Origin of the sequence: Paenibacillus polysaccharolyticus (assembly GCF_023714295.1) — a bacterium.
GTDB classification, from domain to species: Bacteria; Bacillota; Bacilli; order Paenibacillales; family Paenibacillaceae; genus Paenibacillus; species Paenibacillus polysaccharolyticus_A.
In genome coordinates this window covers 53,177-75,477 of the sequence record NZ_JAMAUN010000002.1, presented here as the reverse complement: position 1 = coordinate 75,477, position 22,301 = coordinate 53,177, and the positions used below count along the sequence as shown (strand labels likewise).

Sequence of the window (22,301 nt, the reverse complement as noted above, 5' to 3'; positions counted from 1 at the left end):
TCTCCGCATCTCATGCCATACATAGCGCGACTACTAGAGTATGAAGCAAATAACCCGGTTAATACCGGAAGGAGATGATTACATGAGCGTTGTTAATATCCCCGATATAGCCTATAACGAATTGGCTATTGAGGTAACAGACGCCATAGCTACAGGCAACCACAAAAAAAACGAGACTTGGGATGACGTTGTGTGCAAAACGTTTCTGGAGAGAAACGGATTCACGGCACCTCAAAGACAGAAATTGAAGTGGGGCGATTTCAAGAAAATCTTCAAAGTCAACGCGCAGGCTGTTGTGGTTACAGCAGAAGCTAAAGCAGTGAACTTCTTGAAAATTGTACGAGAAGTCACAAAGTTCGAGGTGAAGCAACAGTGCTAAGTCCCCTTTACCTGCAACTTAGGCAAGACAACCTGAAGGATATGCACAATATAGAACTCCTGAAAGCGTGTAAAGAAGATAGAGAACTCATGGGCGATTTCTTGAAAGCCAATAGAGACTTTATCTTCTCTATCATCAAGCACTTTAAAGGGAGTGTCGAGGAACTTGTAATAAAGTTTCGTATCACCGAAGACGAACTATACCAACACGCATGTATCGGCATACTCACATCTATTCGAGACTTTGACTTCGATAGGGGCATCAAGTTTACAACCTTTGTCGTGCGTCCGATCCTTTGGGAGATCAATCAGCTTCTTTATAGTGATTCTCAGTCTGTTCGGTTAAGTCGCGGTGCAGTTGACCTCATTAAGAGGATGGCCGAAATTGAGGAATCTCTTGGGTATCGCCCGGACGAGAATGAAATGTCCAAACTGCTTAAAGTGACGGTCGAACGTTATCGAGAGATTGCGATGTTCAGTGATGAACTTGAGCATTACGACGGCATCGATAACTTCGAATTCGCCAACAACGACGAGAGAAGTATTGAAGAGGAAGTTACCAATCGTCTCTATGTAAAACAACTACTAGAAGACCCCATGTTCACGGATTTCGAGAAGAAGGTCATGTGTTTAGTCTTGAAGGATGCTAGCAACAACACACAGATTGCGGAACATCTTAACGTTTACCCGATGACGATTAACCGTACCTTGGCTCGGATTAGAAGTAAGATCGAGAGCCGTAAATCTTACATAAAAGAAGAGAAAACCAAGACTTCTTCCAAGTATGAACGGGAAATATCCGTTATTGCTCAGGAAACCAAGGAGCGCAATAAGAACCTCTGTATCGAAGATATCACGGAACTGCTTGAGGTGTGTGGTTACGATACCGCCACTTACTCGACAAGGGTTCTCTATTATATCCGTCAGAAAGCCATCCAACAAGATGTTTAATCCCTCTCAAATGTTCATGACTATTCGTGGATAACATCAATACGGCAGATAACAACTAATAATAGATATTTTGAAAAAGGGGCAAATATGAGAGAACGTGACTATCACGGCTGGAACATTGAGGTCAATGACAACCAAGCCTTCCTTTTAGGAGCAAACTTCAACACTAACGATCGCATGGGGAAGAGAGATATTTACGTGTGCTTGTACTTCGGTAAATGGACAGTAACTATCGGAAAGTACTATAAGTTCCCGAATGTTTACGGTGACCAATGAACCTGACTCTTTATTACAGTAACGACTGCGGTCACTGCCGCCGCTTCCAGAAGACTCTCGACAAGATTGCTCAGGAACGACAGCACGTTAGCATCTCTAAGATTGAGTATGATTCTTCCATTCACACGGAAGTAAAGTTCATCCCGACAGTGATTGTAAAACACGGAGATCGAGAGCTAGGGCGTTTCAGCAGTGCTTTAGCAAAAAAGTCAATCGACGTTTGGCTAGATCAATTAGAAGGATACATTAAATCTTACTTAGGGTAATAATACATGTTTGTCTTAGATGAGTCATAGCGATCATCCAGATCAATATCCATACCAAATAAGAAGTAAGGTAATAAAATCACCTAAATGTAGATTGAACTTAAAAAGCTTGTATTAAAAGTCTTGATACTCAAGACTTTTTTCTTATACTCAGAATGGCTGGGGCTTAATCCTGTGATCGTTCGCTTCCAAGGTGGCAAGAACTCCAAACTTCTCCACATTCCGGGTCTAGTACTTAAAAAGGTTCAAGTGCATATAGACCTACCTATATTGGTACATGAGGTGGTCATATTGAAATGCGGTTGCGGAAGGTTTATTACGCAGAATGCAAAGGCGCTAGCCACGATCTATGAGACGGAAAACATGAAATGTATCCACTGTCTATCAGATACCTTGAATGTTCCTTATCAAGAGTTAGTGGATAGGTACATGGGAATTTACGAGTGCCGGCCTTGCTCTCAAGATAAGAAGAAAGCGGAGATACGGAGAAAATTACTTGGACTAGGAGGGTAACCATGGTATACCTGAAACTTGATAGAGCGATTGACTTCGCCGAGTCTGATAGACATAGCTTTCGTATTCTACTGAACGGTGAGAGTGCCCTGAAACGCCTTTCGAAATCGGATTCGCACGTTCTATACTCTGGGCATAGACACAAGAAACTTAGTAAGCAGCCAATCAGGAGAATCGCTATTGACCCGTACAATAGTTTGGTTCGAGAAGAGTCGAACAAAGGGATTGACGAGAAGTGGATTTGCTAATCAAGTGCATGAAGTGCGAGTTCAGGTACGTCACAGATAAAGCAAGAGAGAACTTTGTTGCCGAAGGGCTTCAAGGAGAACCTCTGCTTTGTCTACATTGTATCGGTAAAATTACGGGGAAAATTATGAACCGATACGGCTACTTGGTCTTGCCTGAAGAGTTAGATGATTCTAACCAGCGGATGCAAGTTCTACCCAAAACACTCACTGGCTGCAGACCGTGTATGAAGAAAAAAGGGTTATCGTGATGAAAATAGGACCTGATTTTCCAGAGATAATGTCTTCTGTCGGGATCCAAAACTAAACACAAAGCCACAGGCAACTTACGCCGTGGCTCTGTTTCTTTTGGCATAAACGTAGACCAGTAGTCCGCAATTCTCCAAAGACTGTAACGATACAACAATGGTTTTCCCTCCATTTAGTCCGCTTTACAGAGTTCATCTTGCAACGGGAACTCCGTCCTACCATCACTAAGAAGCTTGGTCACCGCAAGATATGTGGTGATAGCCGAAGCATTCAATCCTCTCTCGAATAGTTCAGTCTCCAGTAAATACCTCTCAATTTGGTGGTTACTTTGTATACAGTATCTAGAATCTCACTACCAGATACGTACATTATGTTATGTCTGAAGTGTACGGTTTACCATTCAGGTCTGAAGTGTAGAGTTTACCATACAGATCCCTATGAGGCGTAAAAAAGCATATGTTTGAGTTTCTGTATTGTAAATTTTACACCGTATAAAGAGATATAAAAGATTAAGAGTAAAGATATATAAATTAATAAAATATAGGCAAGGGGTAGTGAAATCACTCGCGGAGTGAAACGAGGACAAAGCTTGGCGTTACCCTGCGGGTCACGCTGTTTGATTTTTGAAACCTTTCGGTTAAAGCGAGACTCCACCTACCTATAATGAATTGTGACAAAGATAGTTTACTTGCTTTGAATTAAGACATATCGCAATGAGAGGAGCATTTTAACATTGGCAGAAACAACAAACAAACGGAAGAAGGCTGCTACAGCCCCTAAAGCACTTGCAGCCGCGAAAAAAAAAGCCAAGCCCAAAGTAGTAGCTGAGTTGCATAAAGGTAATATTGAGACGGTTAGTCTAGATGGATTGGAAGGCGATGTGGTTGCAGAGTTTACCCAGCAGCTTTCTATCACCGGTCAGTTCGTATATAACGCCCAAGAAGAAGATAGCACCTTAATTGTCGAGAACTTGGGCTTCGGGGATATCTATGTCAGTGACGAGCCGAATCTGCGAGTGGGCAATGAGGATCAACGTTTGCTTTTCAAGGAGCAAAAGGCGTTCAAGGCGCGGAAGCTATTTATGACTTCGGGTAGCGAGCCTGTGGCATCTATTATTGAAATCAAGTAAAAAAACAATTGTTTAAGTAGATATTGTCTCATCTTACTGTTCGCATCTAGCCTTAATAATTCCATTTCGATGGTGGACAACGCAGTACGCAGGGCGGTTAAAAATATACCTATCTCAACTTATATTGGTATATGAAGCATTCATAAGAGGATGTGATGATATGGGAACGATCAGCGTCTCTGATGTTTACGCCTATATTCATTCCACGCTTCGTCAAGATCCTGAAATTTTTGCCATGCTAGGGCTGACGGTAGACACTTATCTGGAAGATTTGGAAACGAAGATTCAGAAGAGGAAGAAACCGAAGGACTTAGTTCAGCACAACTTGCCCTTGATTACGTTCTACAAAAATCCCGGCGCAAGAGGCGAAAATTACCAAGAGTATAGATTCATCGTTGACTTCGATATCTATACACAGGATGACGTGGAACTGGCAGTGAACATCGCTGACCGAATTTGCCAAATTTTCGACGATCAATACTTTTGGATGCCGAAAGGAAGTGTGTTCAAAGGTGAGTATGTCACAAGTGCTGAAGACGACATCGACCTGGAGAACACCTACAAGTATTTCACCCAAATATGCTTCACCATTGGGATAGATAAATATAAGGAGGTTTTCTGAATGAGTAAGGTTACTAAGAACAAAAAAATGTTGATTAAGGGCGCGGGTAAGTTTATGGCGAAAATCCCGAATTGTGACGACCTCGTTACAATCGGTACATTGAACAACATGCGTCTGGATATTCAGCTGGACATGCAGGACATTGAGGGCGGTGACTCTAGCGTAGCACTGGATACGTTGCTTCGTAAGAAGACAATTGATATCACAGCGGAATCCGCTAAGTTCGATCTGAACCTTGTACGTTTGGCTACTGGCTCGAAACTCCGTGAAGGTGTTTCTGGTTCTGCGTACAGCATGGTCACGGAGACCTTTGTAGTCCCTTCTTCTTCTCCGTATCAAGCGAAACTTACTCAAGTTGCTCTTGCTTCTCCAACACCTAAGTCTTTCGAGGGTGCTGTGGGCGGCGCTGACCTGAGTACAGACGTTACGGTTAGTGGTCAGGATGTCGTATTCGATATGGCGCTTGCAGGTAAAACGGTTGTCATCGTTTACGCTGTCGCACTGGCTGGAATCACACCAGACCCTGACGGCTTCGTGTGGGTGCTGGAGGAAAAGCACACCGTTAAACAGAGTGGCTCAGACTTTACTGTTGATCTTGTGTACGGAGCATCCCTGAACGTTGACCCTCAGATTTCTGTTCGTACTCTGCAAGGTAACAAATTGCTTAAGAAAACGACTAACTCTGCTCCTACGGAAGACCAGTACGTAGTAAGTGGCGGCATTCTGAAGTTCAACTCCGCTCTCAAAGACGTAAACATTTACGTCAACTACAAGCGGAACGAAGTTGTGGATATCCTCGATATCACAACCAAAGACATGCCGTTGACAGTACACGTAGTTCACGATGGTCAGTTTGAGCAGAAGGACGGCACAATCCAAGGTTATCAAACCGAGTTGTTCCAATGCCGTGTGAAGTCCAACTTCACTCTCGATGCACAACGTCAACAAGCATCCACGCATAGCGTAACGCTGACTGTAATCGACCCTGAACGTCCGGATGGTAAGCTTGGTTCTATCAAGCGTTACGAATCTGGTTCTGTATCTGCGGAAAATTGCTAATCACTAGACTCCCTTCGGGGAGTCTTTTTACATCTCTGATGTTAGAGTCTAGGACGACTTACTTAGAATGTTCTATGAGTTGATTGCAGGGACTTCCCCCGCCCTGTAGTCAATTCGATTCACTTTTCTTGGGGGAGAAATATTAAGGGGGCTATTTGAATGAGTGAACGAGATTTAGTTATTCCAAAAGCTGGAGGCATTGCTGAAGAAGTGGCCAGTCAAGTAGAAGATCAGACTCCAAAGGGAACGGCTGAAGAAGAGAAGAAGCCACTGACCCAAGACGAAGCTGACATTCGTGAAAAAGTATTCTTTGAGACAGATGAACAAGTTCGTCTACGTGACGGCAAGACGTATTACATCCCACCACTAGGGTTGCTTGACGCTCGAAAGTTGATGAAGAGACTCAATACGATTGATTCCGGTGTAATTATCGCTAACCTTATCCCTGAAGATGAGGAAGATAGATTTGAAGAGTTGCTTGAGGTACTCCTGGTGGCATTTAAGCCATATTACAAACACATGACGGTCGAGCATCTTGGCGAGTACGTTGATTTGGAGACGGCTAAACAGATTATCGATTGCATGATTGGTCTCAATGGGCTAAAAAAGTCCATGTAACCACTCAGGAAGAGGAAGAAGACTATGACAGTCAGCCGCCTGTCGATTGGGCTAACATCTTCTTCAAACTGGCCCACTACTGCCACTTGAAAAAGCATGATGTGTGGCAGTTAACCTTACCTCAGTTAGGTTACTACTTGGAACAATGCAACGAACACATTCAGTTTACAATCAAGGTTTCTACCATGTCGCTTGGCGGTCTGTTCGGAGGAAGCGTTCCTGCTGGGGATTTAACCAGTGAAGAGGAAGTAACAACTGACGGTAAATACATGAATGGTTATAAAGTAGCCGATGCGGAAGATATGAATTTCCTTGCACAGCTATTATAAATCCTCCTGCTCTGCTTCCTTCTAGGGAGGGGCAGGAGTTTTATTTTATGAGGGTGGTGAGACAATGAACAACAAAATCCAAACGGACGTCATTTTAGAGTTGCAGAAATCCATAGATCACATGACTCGATATGGGCAGGAGATGGAAACTCTCGATTCTCGTTTTGGTAGATTGGAGCAGCGGATTGAGGCGGTGCGTTCATCTCTGTCCGGTTTGCAATCGCAGGTATCACGTGAGTCTGGAAGCAATCTCCGTCAGTCGTTGACAAATGAACTCAACAATCTCATCGCAGGGAACGGGATTGTTCTTGAACAGTTAGGTTCGGCTGGGCTCAGCGTTAAACCTGGGACTCTTCAAGGTATCTTGGGCAAAGTAGAAAATGAAATCAACGAAGAGTTGCGGACGTACGTTCGTAACATGCACATTGAAATCGCCCCTAACTACGCTAGCGGACAGGAGCTTTCTATCGGTAAAGATGGCTTTAACGAGATTAATAAAGAAGTAGCCAAGGTCATCAAACTACAAATTCGAAATCTTGTCAGTACGATTCAGAAGCAAAAATCCAATCAGGTTACATCGGAAACTCTTGATAGTTTACAGATTACGATTGGCAAGGAAACGGTTATGGCTTTCGTCAATAAAATCAAACAAAAGATTGTGAATATGCTTCAGAGCCCTGACGTAGCTGATGCCGGTGACATGAAAATTTCCAAGGCAGATCTGAACAAGGTAATCAAGGAAGCTAAGGAAAAATTGTTGAAAGCGCTGGATGTTGAAATTCCTGACATGAGCGGAATGGAAGTTGCGGACAAGGTAAAGAGAATCCCTAACGAAATCGAACAAAGCCTGAATGAATATGTCAACAAAACCGTTGCTGGTATTAATACTGCAATGGCGGGCAAGATGCAGATTCCATTAGGCGACCTGAGCAAAAAGGTCAAGAAGATTCTTGCTCAGGAACTGGACACTACGGTGGACAAGCTGGAAGCGCTCGGCACAGTTGATTTAGGCTCTATTCGTGGCGCTGGATTGAAGGCTCAACTTGAACGAGTGGCGAAGGCTCTTGACAAGAAAATGAGCAACAATGTTCAGGAAGAGATTGAGCAATTAACAAAGGCCATACAAGATGTGGAAATCACCCCTGAGCCTAAGTTGAAGAATCATCTTGTGAATCAGATTAACCGCATCAACAATGCATTAGTTAACAAAATCCGTGAGCAATTTGACGTTCAGATGCAGTCGATCATGCAAGAGATTAATAAGGTTCAATCCGGACCAGGTGGACTTAACAGGGATACCCAGATTCGGAATGCAGGAGGACTTGGCCTTTCTACTCCTCGCTCTGGTTCGTCTTCCTCTGACAGTCTCAACGACGGTGGAGGAACTGCATCCAAAGGAAGCGGTAGTAGTGAAAAGGATAGTGGGTCGGGAGCGGTTAACGCCGAAGCTGTACAAGGGGCAATCATCAACATCATGCGTCAAAGAATTTCGGGAGCCTTCGATAATGTTCTAATGATGGCGATGTCTAAATCGGTCGAAGCATTTAAGAATATTCAGCCCGAAAAGCTTAACATGATGCAGAACTTGAAGCAGAAGGACCAATACAACCAAGACAAAGACGGCAACCCGCTTGAAAGGACGAACATGGCTGGCGTGGAGAGTACGGTCAGCGATCTGCAAAACTTTATCAGACAGCAGTCTATGTTTTACGGAACAGATTATAAAAAGCTTTATCAAGTAGGCGGTATGGCTTCTGGTTTGCTCGATGACCCTGTAGAGATGAAGGAGTTTGTCCGTGTAACTGCACAGTTAAATGCACTAGCCCCTGGAAGTAATCCTGTCAATATCGCTAATGGTCTTGCGTCAACGAAGGCTCAGTTTGGACTTGAGGTGGCTGATCTGGAGGGTAGAATCGCACAACCTTTGGCGGTTGTATCCGACGTGACAAAAGCAAGTATTGAGCAAATTATCGATGCGCTGAAAAGTTCAAATTCCAAAGTTGACCCTGAAACGGCAATCGTTATGGCGGGTACGACCCTCCAAGCAAAATCACTTGAAGGCGCGAATGTCAGTAACTTCTACGACTCCATTCTGAACAGATTACAGTCTCCTAATGCACTGAATAAGATGGATAAATCAAAGGTTGATTCATACTACGGCGACGACAGTGCAGAAGTAGCCAGCAGACTTCAATCTCCTGAAGCTATGAAAAAATTGCAGGAACTGGGTCTAGCAAAAGTTGATGACACCGGAGCGAAAATTCTTGTTCCAGCGGAGGAATTATTTAAGTCCATCGCCGAGAAGTTGTCCGGTGCAGACAGCTCTACCGTCCGCAATACCAACGATGCTTTGTTCGGGACGTACCAATCCTCCAAAGGTGCGGCTACAATGCACGAAATTATGAACACGTTTGTTAAGACCATGGAAGTTAGTGGAAACTTTGATAAATCTAAATATGAGAACATGGTTAAGTCATCTGTAGACAACCCACTCGTCAACACTAAACGGGCGGGACAAGGCATAACCATTGCTTTCGATGCTCTTGTTCAGGAGATGACACCTACCATTAATAAAGTGTCCTACGCACTTATGAACATGGCAGAAAACGTGGCGAAAAATGCCCAATTGTTCGTCACCTTAGGAGACGTATTATCTAACGTATTGCTTGGGATGATGTTGCTTAAGGGGATCAAGTGGGGAGCTGGGAAGGTTGATGCCGCCTTTAGACCAAACTTTCAGAGAGAGTCTGCACGTACTGCATTCCTGGAGAACGTATCGGGAATGCATGGTGTTGATAATTCTATCAAGAACATGACGCGTAAGCAGGTAGGTGAGATGCAGAAAGACCCGTTGCTAGATGGTTATCTACGTGAACTAAACGGGATGACGAAAGAGCAAAGCGACCATTTTAAGAGCTACCTGAAGTCTAATGATATAGAGGTCAAAGACTTGCAGACTCTATTTAGTACGATGGATGAATCTAAAAATTGGCAGAAAGTGGAGGATTTAACTAATAGTGAAAAATTCGACCGAACGAAGCAGTATCACAATCGCCTAAGTACCCGAGCTGAACTGGCTTCGGTCATTACCCCTAGCCTCTTGACCACCCTGAACAGCAGCACCGCTAATCAAGGAGTGTTTAATACACATAGAGCAAGCGATAACAACTACTCTAAATTGACCGATAGGATGTCCCAAATGTCGCAAGGAGACTTCCAGGGATTTGAAGACCATTTGGTGGACAGACAGCGAAACGGCTTACCCCCGATTGACGATATCCAAAAGCTGAGTGCTGCGATGGATGATTACCAGAAAACCCAGCGGGAAGCCGCTGCTTCTGCTCGGCAAGCATCCCCTGCCTTCGGAGATCTGTCCAATGCTGTACGAGGCATGAACTCCTCAATGTCTTCTACGGCGTCCCTCAAAAATGGGTTCAAGCAGTTTTTGAAGGATATTCCTGATTTGAGCAAGGGAGCTCTGGTTTCTGTTAAGAATCTGGCGGGAGGTTTCGCTAAGATGGCGCTGGAGATTGCAGGGGCAATCGGTCTCGCTCAAGCGGCTAAAGGATTGACAGAGTCTTACATGTCAACAGAGGACGAAAGGTTACTTGCTCAGGCTGACGACCGTGACAACGACCTGAAAGGCTTGTCTAACAAGATTACCGCGCAGGCTGAAGGCGGTTGGAGTCGGGATCTGAATGATATTACAGGGCTTTACTACTCCGCAATGAACCAGATATCATCCGCATTCAATGGAACTCCATCCAACTTCGGCTTATATGAAGGCGAAGAGATGATGGACGAGATGAAGAATTATTTCAATTTTTCAGGAAGTCGTGAAGACTTTTCAAAATGGCTCAAACAACGGGAAAGCAGCGGCGGACAGACAGTAGAGGAAGCCGTTGCTGAGTTTAATGCAAAGTCTGGACGTGCTGCAGAAACAGAAAAGATGCGACAGAAAGCCATTAACAAGCAGTACGAAGCAACAAAGCTTAAAGAGGCAGAGGACAAGAGACTCCAAGAGAATGCGGAGAAGGAATATGACGACAAATACAAGAAAGGTGCAGCCCAGTTCTCTTCCATCGACTCTGGCTCTGTTCTAAGCCGTGTTTCTGACCGAATCAATGAGATTAAAGACACCAGCCAAATTGACACGCTTCGTGCGCTCATGGGTGGAATGAAGACTGATTCCGACGAGTACATTGCACTTCGTAAGAAGCAGACTGAATCCATGCGACAAGTATTAAATGAAGAACTGGCTATCATTGACAAGTATATTGCCAACGCCAAGGCGGTCATGGACAACGCTGCCCCTGGGTCACAAGAGTACACCGATGCTAAAGCGGCTTACGATAAACTTGTTTCGACAAGAGATAAAGTGGAATCCGAAGGAAACGCTGTTATTATGCCGGAAGAGTTGAACTCAAAACAAGAAACGTATCAAAGTCAGGTTCGTAAGGTTAACAACAGTTTGTCCCGCATTGACCTTATTGCTCAAGCCAAGGAACTGGCGGCGGCGTACGACATGGACACTCAGTCTCAAGAATACTTGGACATCATGAAGAAAATTACACTGAGTAAGCTATCTCAGATGAAAAATGAGTTGGCGAATCTACAAGCCATCCAAGCCAGCGGAGATCTCACCGATGACCAAGCCATGCAGGTTTTACAGCTTCGGAATACAATCGCCAATGAGCAAGCGCGCATTAAGGAGTACAATCTTGCTTCCATCGGAATTGGCAGAGCTAAGATTCAGGACAACAGTTCTGACCGTGAGAATGAGTTGCTGGAACTCAAGTTACGGACTGGAAACCCTGACGACTCCTCGCCCATCCTGCGTAACAAGCGGATTGCCAATGCCAAGCAAGAGGTATCTGAAATCAATCAAGTCATTGCCGATCTGAGAGCTAAACTTCCTTCGGCGGGAGCGGACGAAACGACTAAGATTAACGCCGAAATCCGAGACTTGCAAAAGCAATCTTTACAGACTCAGTTGGGTATCCTGGATGAAATGAAATCCACAGCGGGAACGTTTAACATGCCTAATGGAGTAAGTGCTATGAGCCGCTACGAGTACCTTACCCGTGGCAACACTCACAACACGACAACCATCGGTACAGGGGATGTCACCGTCAACATCACGCTTCCTAACATCACCAACGGTATGACAAACCGCCAGTTGCAACAAGTCGGACAATCCATTGGACAAGGATTGTCTGTCGGTCGGGTAGGAAACCTTCGTAGCCAACAGGCTATGAATCCTAGCAACTATAGAAGTTAGCGAAACCACTCCCCGTCTTATAATGAGATGGGGAGTTATTTTATAAGGAGGTATGAGCATGACACAACAAAATGACCTCTTGTCAGAGGATTCGGTATATAAGAAGAAACTGTTTTACGACAATGGAGTACAGTTCAACCAGGTCAAGGCAAAGCTGATTACGGAGTACAAACCGCCGGCGCCTTACCTGAAGACCCATGTAAACCAGACCTTGGCATCTTCAGCAGGACTTGTGCAGAACGGAACGTCTCATTATAACGCTACCCTAACCATGCTGTTTTATTCTAAGAAGGAATATGCCGACTGGCTTCAGTTCATTGGCTCTCAACATAAGTATTACGACGAGAAGGGGACAGTTTACATCGGCATCGTGACCGGAGAACCCGATATTAAAACCGCTGAGATGGAAACGAAGTACATCGTAACCATCGGCATGACTCTGGTCCGCAAGCAAGATTTTGAGTACAAGTACATGACAGAGTTCATTGATATCGAAAATCATTGGGCAAACAAATATATCGACAATATGCAGCAGCTTGGACTTATCGCAACGAATTGGGAAGCAGACGGGGAGTCTGTTGTTTACTTCCGTCCGGACGAAGCGGCTACAAGAGCAGAATCCATTACGTTCCTTATGCGGACATATCGACACGTAGACAAGTTGCTGAGGGGGTACTAAGAAATGAAAAGATGGATTGACGTAGATCCGCTGGATTGGTATTACCGGGATACACTTGAGATTACCCGTTTGAGAACGGATTTGACGGGTGACGTAGAGGTTTTAAGTGGCATGACGTACAACGTGTTCAAAGAGGGGTACGAACGAATGGTCAAGCGGTTCGTAACCGTAAGCGGACAGCAAGAGTTTCTTGTACCCGATTACAAATACCACGTAAACAATCCGGTGTTCGTGATCGTGAACGGGGTGGAGGTTCTTCCTGAGAAGGTAGAGAACGGAAAAGTGACCATGACCAACCCGCTGTCGGCGGGCATTGAAGTTGTGGTCATTGCTTATGGCATCCCTGACCGGAAAGATATCGGGTGTGTCAATACCCCTTACAGCGCATCAGGTGACTACCGAATGCCACACGCTACCCTGAAGTATGCTTCTACATACCATTTTAGCTACAGCAATCAACCGGAGTCTTGTACAGTCCTTGGCGTGAAGCTGAAGAGACTTCTCGTCACCGTTGGCGCAGGAAGTGATGCGGGCGTGGTTATCCGGAACGCGATCGGATTTCAGCGTGACGTGTTTGTCATTCATAAAGGTGAAGTTTACTTGCCATACATGTACAATGGCTTCCCTGCTGTCATAGGGTATAACGCCGAAATTAAAAAGGTTAGTAGACGTACAAGTGAAACAGTCGTCGTGGAATCAGGGCGAGTGACGTACAACGACCGATTTTTCGGAGACGTTCGTATTCGTCGCGGAGACTTCTTCGCACTCATGAGCCGTATTTACGAGAATCTGCATAATCGTTACACCGACCGTGCATTCACATACAATGATACGCCGCTAAGGCCGATTGTGGATAAGGATGTTATCCTTTCCAAATGGTACTCGAACGATGTACTGACCTTGTTAGATGAAAAATTTCATGACGGATGTTATGTGTTCCCACTTTATGAGGATGGTAAGTTCGAACCGGAAGCATGTATTACAAGAGCGGAAGCCGTAACCTTTCTCAACAGATTGATCGAGTGGATTACAGAGAAATATAGATAAGGTAGGTGGCTAAAGTGGCTTATGTATCTAACGTTAATTACCCTTCAAGGCAGTTGCTACAAGGAATCATGGAGCGTGTGAACGCGCTAGGGAACGAGCCGAAGGTAATCGTAGAGTTAGACAAAACATCATATGTGCGGGGCTTTCGTAGAAAATACGATGCAGTCCAGTACGTGGTAGACAGTGCAGTGAATGATATGCTGTCCATCGACAAAGCGGAGAAGATTACGAACTACGTTGACGGTACGCTGGTTGATACCAGCACCGATCTGAGAAACGCAGACTTCTCCATGCCAATAAAAACAAGTTCAACGATGCACGGGAAAGAGAATGGCAAGCGTACCATCAACGGGATGTATATCACCGACTGGTTCGAGACAGACCCCCGCTGTTCCCGTAAGAGACATAAAGGGATTGACCTTGACCTTGCGATGAACGATTCTGTATACGCTGTGTGGGCAGGTACAGTAGTCACCGCCAGTACCTTAAGAGGATACGGTAAAGTCGTCTACGTCAATCATGGAAACGGATGGCAGACAAGATATGCGCACTTAAACAAAATCAGTGTCAGTGTGGGGGATAAGGTTAACGCGGGTGGTCTTGTAGGTCTTGGAGGCAATACCGGACGCTCCATCTCCAGTGGTGGCGGTGACGGAACACACTTACACTTTGAAGTGCGATTTAACGACGTACCACAGAATCCCGAACCATACTTGCGGGGCAAGAAAACCATCCAGACAGCAAGCAAGAAAATTGACCGAAGGAACATTCAGGATGCGTCTGTTCTAATGGACGCTTCAGAGGTAATGGCAGACTCGACCTCCTACGTGGAATACAATATGGAAGCAACGGCATATGTATCAGACTGCCCCGGCTGTATTGGAATTACAAAGGGCGGAACTAACGTAAAAACATGGCGGAACTGGAAGATCATCGCGGTAGATCCCTCTCTTATTCCTTTGAAGAGTACAGTTGAACTGATTGTCAATGGAACGAGTTGGGGAGAGTATCTTGCGGATGACACGGGCGGGGATATCAAAGGCAACCGGATTGACATTCTTTATGATACGAAGGCGAATGCCCTCAAGTTTGGAAGACAGCCCGTTGTTGTAAGAGTCAAGTCCTGGGGCGATGGTAAACCAAGATCGGCAGACTCGGCGGGAGATGCCAGCATCGACAAGGAAATCGTCACGTACCAATACAACAGGACAACCACTAAACAAACTTACTTCAAGGATTTCACAACTAAGAAGACCACACTTGACGTGAAGAAGTACACAGAGACAAACGGTGCAGTGCAGATGACCGTTGTTGATGACAAGACTCCGATGAACGTTCTCGGATTTAACGGAACGGGCGGGGCAGGTCAGGCCAAGACGCTGGTTTTCGAGCATGATTGGTTTAAGGCAGGAAACCTTGGCTGGGCATACTTCTCTGACCTTGAACTGGATGATACGATGATCGTCACAGTGAATGATTACGAAGTAGTTCGTATCAACGGGGTTAGCGCTAAAAACGGAGTGGCATACCCACCTTCCATCCCGATGCCCAAAGGACATAACGTGGTGAAATTCACTTTTGCCAATTCTTCGAAAGCATCGAGAGGAAAGTTCGGTATTTTGTGGCTCAGAGCGAAAGAGTTCGATGTAGAGACCGTTGAGTCGAAGGCAATGTGGGACTTTGAAGATGGAATGAATAGTGCCAACAAGTGGACTCCGTACAGCACAGTTGTACAGAAGGACAAGGGAGATTATCAGGCAATCTCGACCAGCGGAGGGGAAGCTGGGATCGAGCGGCTGGGTAAAATCAAGAAGTTTCCGTTTACGATTAATTTTAGCCTGAAGACAGCTGCAGGTACCAGCGGTAAGTTAGTTATAAGTGATGGAAAGAAGGGTTTTCTTCTGAACATCAAGGATGACCAAATTTATACTTCTGGTGGCGGCACGTATAAGCTAAATACGACTTCTGATTTTATCGAGTACACCGTAGTCTGCCACGACCAAACGGATATCGACGTGTATGTGAAGATGAATGATGTCTGGGTCAACACTGGAATCCGTGGGGCTGCATTCGACTATCCGTACCAAAGCAGAATCCTGTTCGCAGTGACGGATGGAACGATGTATCTCGACAGTGTGAAGTACGCTTCCAACGACTACGCCATTGAGCAACTAGCTACTGCGATCGGTGACACGTATGACGAGAAGTGGTACGAAGTTGGGGACTTCGTATATGAGGATATGTACTCCATCGACAAGGACGTCATGAGTTGGGAAATCAACACACACCTCGATGCGACGATCAGCACCGCACGGCTAACGCTGGACAACTCTTCCGGTATTTATTCTCCATCTTGGGAGCGTAGACCAGAGTTCCCTGACTCATTTAAGACTGATAAGTCTCCGTTGAGTTATTACGAAGAAGGGGAACTGCGGCATGTTATAAGCGAGTACACACCAATCAGGATCTATGCGGGATACGGGGAAGAAGTTGTCCGTGTATTCACTGGAATGATTAAAGGCGAAATTACGGAGAACTCCGAAGATAAGACCGTCTCGTTTAGCTGCGTAGACAGGTACGACATGCTTGAGGAGTTTATCTTCTACAAGCCTATGCAGTACCCACCGGAAGAAGCTTATTCAGGAGATAGCGGGGCGTTCTCCTGGATAAAATCAAGCATTGTAGAAGACATTGTTGTCCATGCAGGAATGAGCACATGGAAGTTTCATTCGGAGGATATGAGCAATCCTGACTACGTGATTGAGGACACGGTTTATATTGACGTGAATAAAGGGAAGAACACCTTCATGAAAATCAATAAGGAGAGCGGAGAACTTGAAGCCGTGACTCAGGAAAATATTATGGAAGTAGGCGGCTGGCAGAATCCGTTCGTGGCAAGTGTATCCTTCCCAATAGGTACGAACGCTGCAGATGCCGTACAGTCCCTGATCCAAGATATTCCTTACCGTGCGTACTGCGACAGGTATGGGACGTTTCGAATGGAGAAGATGGACTTCCTCGATTCACCAGACTGGGCTATGGTAGCAGGCATGAAGTGGGAGTTCATTGACGGAGAAAATCTACTGGAAGTTACTTCTTCTACGGATTACTCCCGTGTCAGAAATCACTTGATGGTTTCCGGTACAGCGGGTATCGTGGAACACTTCTTCGACAAGTCTCTGATTATCGCAACCAAGGGGAATATCCGCACGGCGGGCGCTCAGTTGGACTGGATTGAAGAGATCGACGGAAACTCCATGAGGGACTTGAAGGAGGATGTAGCCAATAAGATTTTCTTCGATTACAAACGTCAGGCAAGAACGAAGAACGTCGTCGTCAAAGGTAATCCGTTAATCGAACTGCTGGACTCTGTCTACGTATACGATTCCAAGACGTTCACTGCCAATTACTTCTTGGTTAAAGGGAACAGAATCGTCGGTAACAGCGATGGCATCGTCAACTACCTAGAGTTGACGTGGCAGTCTATATCAGAAGTAGGATAACCACATAGGCAGGGAGCACTTACGCTTAAGGCGCTAATTGTTCCCTGCTTTTTCTTATAATGCTATGGAAGGTGAGGTGTATGCTATGGACACTAGAAACTTTGTAAACGCGAATGAAATCTATCCCATACTGGATTTAATCCGTAGGGAGATGAAGAAGTCTGGTCTATACACTGGCGGCGATGATTTAACTGTCATGGACGCACTTGTAGAACCGAATGTAATTAACGTGGAAGCCCGCAGAGAATTGGCAGATTATTCTGCTCTCGTAACCTCTGTGGTATACACATACGATAATGGTGTAATCGAAGTTCTGACCCTTGAACGGGATGAGAATTTGATCGTGGAAGGTTTTCTGATAGAGATTACATATCCTTCCTTAGTCAATGAGGAATTAGAAGAGGAAACGGATATCGCATCTTTCAGTACGGTTAGAGCGACTATTATCAGAGAGAACGGATTATTTAAGAATCTGGAACTCGAATATATTAAGGCGGTGTAGCGAATGTCTAGCGGAGCAAATTTTGCAAGTTATTTGGTAGGCGGTAGACTCGACCCTCCTTTTATGCCTACCAAAACGAACCCGTACATTGAAGGGATTATGATCGAGTCCCAACTGGCGGGCAAGATCGAACACAAGCTGACCATTCAAGAAGATTGTGAGTTGCTTTCCGTTGCAGTCGGCGTATCCAACTATGAAGCAAGGGACTATTGGAACTTGTACGTAGGGGAACGGCTGGTATGCAAAAACATTTACACGAAGGATTTACCGGAGGGAATGTACCTGACGGCGATTATCCCGTGTAAGCAGGGAACGCAATTTCACTTTGAGTTCTTCAATGAGGGCGGCAAGCCTAAAGTGGTATGGGCAAACTACCAAACTCTCAAATAGAAAGGAGGTGATGAAATGGCAGATACGTCATACCAGCCAACGCCGTGGCTCGACACGACCATCAACGAAGAGTTTTTGCTAGAAGGGCTTGCTGGAATCATGACTACTAATGGTTGGACAAAGGTAGCAGAGTTTAGTAAGGTAGCCTACTCCAACAAGTTGACCAAACCAACGATCAAGCGTTTCTACCTTCCGCTCGCTAACCCTGTAATAGATTTGCCTAAGGTACTGAACGATGATTACTACATCTACCTTGATGGAGAGATTGCTCCAACATCCTATTACACGGCGGTCAAGAACACGGACGAAACCACCACGATTACCTTTGAAGCAGGGGTATCCGGTCAGGTAGCGATTTACTACAGTACGGTCGGCTCAGCGGACATCTTCGACTTCTATGTGACCAAGCACATCGTAGTCAGAAACATATCAGGAAACTTGTTCGGCATGGCGATGCTGGCTCACATTAATGAGCAGATTGGACGGACGGGCTGTAAAGTACCATTCGCAATCTATGACAAGAATGCCGATTACGGGACTCAGTTGACACCGCAGGACAGTGGCGTATTTTCTTGGGCAATTCAAAAAGCTAATGAAGATGCCCTCTTTGAGAGGCATACGTTATACTTCTACCAGCTTGAGAAGTGGATTGGAAATGGGAAGATGTTGGTTGGGTGGGAGAACGTCAATGAACTGAAACGGGTGGCTTTGGATGTTGAGGTGCAGACAAGCATGTGGGGTCTCGACAACAATACGAACGCGCTTCAGTCACGAATTACTGATTCCTTCCCTCAGATGTACCAATCACCAATAGTCACGTCCCGTACAAGAATCCCTCAGCTTGAGCATACAGAGAAGATTGCCTTCGCTGACGTGAAATTTACGAACTGGTGGGACGACAGTAAGGTGTTCGTCAAAGGGTTCGTGGACGGAAAATCGCTCATGCTGATTATCGTTGCGGACACTGCTCCGGTGTGGGATGACAACGCCGTACCTGCGATTCCTCTTTACATGGGAGACTTCGATGTGAACGGTTTGACAGAAGAGGTTATCAATCGGGATATCACGTTCGACTTCTACCGGAAGCAAACGAAGACTTCCACAATTATCTCAGGTAAGCCGATGGTCAATGCAGGTTCGTATGTAAAGGTATGGCTAATGGGTGACACGGACGGCGACATGCCTGACGAAGCTGTCACGCTGACCATTGCAGGACAGGAGATTGGAAAGTTCAATACGATCGGGGCGGTAGAGCCGACAAGTAACAGGAAAGATGCTGAATTGATGGGGCAGTTCGATATCACGGGAATCGAGGGTATGTCCTCTGTGACCATTGAAGCAGTGAGTGGAGATGGAGTGAGTGGTTATACGCCGGTATCCGGCCGGATGTTCCTTGAGATCCATATCGAGACCAATCGAAACGCTGAAGGCGCACCGTCTGCCTTATTCTCAGGGACGGCATACAATAAGGACGGAGCTACCGCAGAAGCCGCTCTCAAGCAGTCTGGTAAGTTCGATTATGACGATGCCAGCATCAAGCAAGAGATTTTGCTTCCTGTTATGAAGGAGTATCCGCACTTCCCAAGTAACGGTATTGACTCCATTATGGTGAAGCGAAATAAGTTCGGTGCAAGGTATCAGGCGCATTACCTGTCTTGGAATGTGCCTTCTAATTCTATGCCACCGCTAAGAGAAAATGCTGACAACCATAAGCACCCAAGGGCTTGGAAAGATTACATAAACGAGCAATACAAGTACCAGTTTAGCCCGTCAAGATACAGCGGGAAAGCCCACTCTTCCCGTGCACTTCTGGTTCATCCTGAAGATGGTACGTTCGGAACACTGCGAAATGTTATTTTAACCTCTCCCTTAACTATAATGAATGGTGACGAGTTAAAGGCAGTGAGAGATTACTGTGACGACGAAAACAGGTATGAGGTGTACTCTTACTATTTGGTCGAAGGAATCTCCCCACTGACAAAGAGACCTGCAACGCCATACAGACCTGCCGCTCTCGGCATCCTGAAGGCGGGGTACACTCTCCCTGAGATTCCTCCTGCACCGCCTGAACCTCCTGCTCTGATTCTGTCCATCGACCCTGCTTACTCAAGCATAGAACAGGACACGGGAATCAGGTTCACATCGCTGTACAGCAAGCATTCCCCGATTACGAATTACAAGTGGGAAGTGGCGAGTGATGTAAAAAAGGGATTGTATACAGTCGATAATGCAACGTTTACGTTCAACAATGTCGGCACGTATTCGGTCAAGCTTACCGTGTGGAATGAGGTAGGTCAGCAGGCAACGGCTATGGCAACCATAACGGTAACTGCCAAATACGTGCCGCCTCCACCGCCCCCACCGCCACCGGCTAATACATTGCAGTGCGGTAGGCTGAATGATTCTGGAGGCGGGGCTTATACGGAGAAACTGCATGAGATGGGCAATTCATCTGGACGGGTCGTTATCACCTACGACATGTATGGGGTAGCTGACCGTATGGATGTTTACTATCAGAACCAGTTGCTTGCCAGCACCAACAGGGAAGTATCTAACGGAGGTTCGCTCCAATTCCAGTACAGTCCTGTTGGCGGCGTAACACAAATAAAGGTGGTTATGTCCTCCAGTTCAGGGTCGGGTTCATCTTGGGAATACTTGGTAAACTGCCCTGTGTAACAGCAGGGCTTGCCATATAAAGCTAATAAGCAAAGGGGTGCTATTTAAATGCCATTTATCGACACAACTCCTGCATCGTTTACCCCGAAAGTAACGGAACAGGATATTCAACCTAGGTTAGGAGATCTACTTGCTACTCAGGGCTGGGAAACAGTCGCTAACTTTAAGAAGGTGGTTTTTGATGCAGGTATCATGCGAAGCACGTACACCGGTCCAGATACGGTCGACATTCCAATCTACGTGGCGGAGCACTTCATTTACAAGAACACGACGGGCAAGATGTTTGGCGTTGCTGTTCTTGGTACATGGAATCAAAACCTTGGTCAACTCCGGAAGCTAAACAAGTCACCTGATTCTAAAGCTCCGGCTCCTGCAACACTTGCTGTGTTCTCGGAATGGGCTACAAACGAGTTCCGTAAGTATCGTTCTCCTCAGACTCTGTACTTCTACATGGTCGAGAATTTGGCGGGACTTATGCCTAACTACTCTGATGTAACACTGCCTTGGATTAACACAGGCGACCTGAAAAGGGCAGCTTTGGATATCGAAGTAGAATCGGCAGGTTGGGTAGGTTCAGGCTCGACGGCTACTTTCACTGTATCTAAAGCTGAAGGTAATCGGATGCAGTCTCCGATTATGCAAGCTGGTCTTCGTACCAACCTTTTGGAAAACTACCACGACGACAGTATCAACTATGCGATCCAAAATACCAACTGGTGGGCTGACTCGGAAATCTCCATTAAAGGCCACTTGAACGGAGATAGCTTGTTCTTCATCATCCAATGTGACAACGTACCTGCACCGGAAGGAAACCTTGTTCCAATCATTCCTCTCTACTTCGGTAAGCTGGACGCCATTGAAGAAGGTGATGATGCCTACGCCATGTTCGCAGGTAGTGTACCGATCGTGACACAGACCGGTTCAGCAGGGCTGACTGCGATTGCTGAGTACGACTTCGATGATACGACGAAGAGACAACCGAACATCATGCCGCTGATGAAATCCTACCCTAAGAATCCTGCGAACGGATTGGATAACGTTATGGTCAGCCGTGGTAAACTCGGTGCTCGGTATCAGGCGTACTACCTGTCCTGGAACGCTCCAGCCAATGCCATCCCTCCGATGCGTACTTCGCAGGACGGCAAGCGAGACTACCCGCGGGCTTGGAACAACGCTGAGAATCCTCTTTATAAGTATTCCTTTAATCCTTCCCGATATAGCGGTAAGGTTCACACTTCCAAGTTGTACGTGGTTCATCCAGAAGAAGGGGTGAGGGGAGCACTGAAAGACACCATCGCATTATCGGCGCTTTCCTTTAACGCAAACAAACTGCGAGTGAAGAAGGAGCACTGCCCAGATGAATTCGATGTATTCCGTTACTTCTTGGTTGAGGGTGTATCCCCACTGACAAGTAAGCCGGGAACTCAGTACCGTCCAGCGGGTATTGGATTGTATTTAAATACTGTAGATGATGAAGGTGTGGAGGTCACTCCGACACCTGCACCGACACAGCCTACAACCCCATAACAATATAACCCTGTCGTTAATCCTATTAAATAAATCCATTTAGTTGGTTAAAACGGCGGGG

16 protein-coding genes are annotated in these 22,301 nt (G+C 45.8%); all 16 read left to right on the top strand.

All coding sequences use genetic code 11. From position 1 onward, the window contains the following. Nucleotides 1-82: 82 nt before the first annotated feature. The 16 genes from M3629_RS09075 (at nt 83) to M3629_RS09000 (ending at nt 22,240) form a co-directional block, all read left to right on the top strand. Nucleotides 83-379 (top strand): hypothetical protein, encoded by a 297-nt coding sequence (locus tag M3629_RS09075; protein WP_251504945.1) that lies wholly within the window; start codon nt 83-85, stop codon nt 377-379. Nucleotides 380-753: 374 nt separating this feature from the next. Further along, a complete protein-coding gene (locus M3629_RS28635; protein WP_353056739.1) occupies nt 754-1,329 on the top strand; it encodes a hypothetical protein in 576 nt (191 codons plus the stop codon). A 272-nt stretch (nt 1,330-1,601) separates the two neighbouring features. Further along, on the top strand, nt 1,602-1,871 hold the full coding sequence (locus tag M3629_RS28630) for a thioredoxin family protein (protein WP_353056738.1): 270 nt from the start codon (nt 1,602-1,604) through the stop codon (nt 1,869-1,871). Nucleotides 1,872-3,611: 1,740 nt separating this feature from the next. After that, nucleotides 3,612-4,007, top strand: a complete 396-nt coding sequence (locus tag M3629_RS09060; RefSeq protein WP_251504937.1) for a hypothetical protein — start codon at nt 3,612-3,614, stop codon at nt 4,005-4,007. A 160-nt stretch (nt 4,008-4,167) separates the two neighbouring features. Continuing rightward, the gene (locus M3629_RS09055; protein WP_251504935.1) at nt 4,168-4,629 is read left to right on the top strand and encodes a hypothetical protein; all 462 of its coding nucleotides are present in this window, start codon (nt 4,168-4,170) and stop codon (nt 4,627-4,629) included. Next, nucleotides 4,630-5,688: a hypothetical protein gene (locus M3629_RS09050; protein WP_251504932.1), complete on the top strand. Its 1,059-nt coding sequence runs from the start codon at nt 4,630-4,632 to the stop codon at nt 5,686-5,688. It begins immediately after the preceding gene. Between the two features lie 159 nt (nt 5,689-5,847). Further along, the gene (locus M3629_RS09045) at nt 5,848-6,306 is read left to right on the top strand and encodes a DNA polymerase III subunit gamma/tau (RefSeq protein WP_251504929.1); all 459 of its coding nucleotides are present in this window, start codon (nt 5,848-5,850) and stop codon (nt 6,304-6,306) included. After that, entirely contained in the window at nt 6,267-6,635 is a 369-nt protein-coding gene (locus tag M3629_RS09040) for a hypothetical protein (RefSeq protein ID WP_251504911.1), read from the top strand. The genes M3629_RS09045 and M3629_RS09040 overlap by 40 nt, the downstream gene beginning before the upstream one ends. Nucleotides 6,636-6,699: 64 nt before the next feature. Then, on the top strand, nt 6,700-11,916 hold the full coding sequence (locus M3629_RS09035) for a hypothetical protein (RefSeq protein ID WP_251504907.1): 5,217 nt from the start codon (nt 6,700-6,702) through the stop codon (nt 11,914-11,916). Between the two features lie 58 nt (nt 11,917-11,974). Beyond that, the gene (locus tag M3629_RS09030; protein WP_251504905.1) at nt 11,975-12,595 is read left to right on the top strand and encodes an S-layer homology domain-containing protein; all 621 of its coding nucleotides are present in this window, start codon (nt 11,975-11,977) and stop codon (nt 12,593-12,595) included. A gap of 3 nt (nt 12,596-12,598) precedes the next feature. Then, complete coding sequence (locus M3629_RS09025; protein ID WP_251504903.1) at nt 12,599-13,642, top strand: S-layer homology domain-containing protein; 1,044 nt, start codon at nt 12,599-12,601, stop codon at nt 13,640-13,642. Between the two features lie 14 nt (nt 13,643-13,656). Continuing rightward, nucleotides 13,657-17,145 carry a peptidoglycan DD-metalloendopeptidase family protein gene (locus tag M3629_RS09020; RefSeq protein ID WP_251504901.1) on the top strand — a complete coding sequence of 1,163 codons (3,489 nt, stop codon included), beginning with the start codon at nt 13,657-13,659 and terminating at the stop codon, nt 17,143-17,145. Between the two features lie 85 nt (nt 17,146-17,230). Next, nucleotides 17,231-17,647, top strand: a complete 417-nt coding sequence (locus tag M3629_RS09015) for a hypothetical protein (RefSeq protein WP_251504899.1) — start codon at nt 17,231-17,233, stop codon at nt 17,645-17,647. A 3-nt stretch (nt 17,648-17,650) separates the two neighbouring features. After that, nucleotides 17,651-18,037 carry a Low copy number virion structural protein gene (locus M3629_RS09010; protein WP_251504897.1) on the top strand — a complete coding sequence of 129 codons (387 nt, stop codon included), beginning with the start codon at nt 17,651-17,653 and terminating at the stop codon, nt 18,035-18,037. A 15-nt stretch (nt 18,038-18,052) separates the two neighbouring features. Next, a complete protein-coding gene (locus tag M3629_RS09005; RefSeq protein WP_251504895.1) occupies nt 18,053-20,713 on the top strand; it encodes a PKD domain-containing protein in 2,661 nt (886 codons plus the stop codon). Between the two features lie 48 nt (nt 20,714-20,761). Further along, the gene (locus M3629_RS09000; protein WP_251504892.1) at nt 20,762-22,240 is read left to right on the top strand and encodes a hypothetical protein; all 1,479 of its coding nucleotides are present in this window, start codon (nt 20,762-20,764) and stop codon (nt 22,238-22,240) included. Nucleotides 22,241-22,301 lie beyond the last annotated feature (61 nt).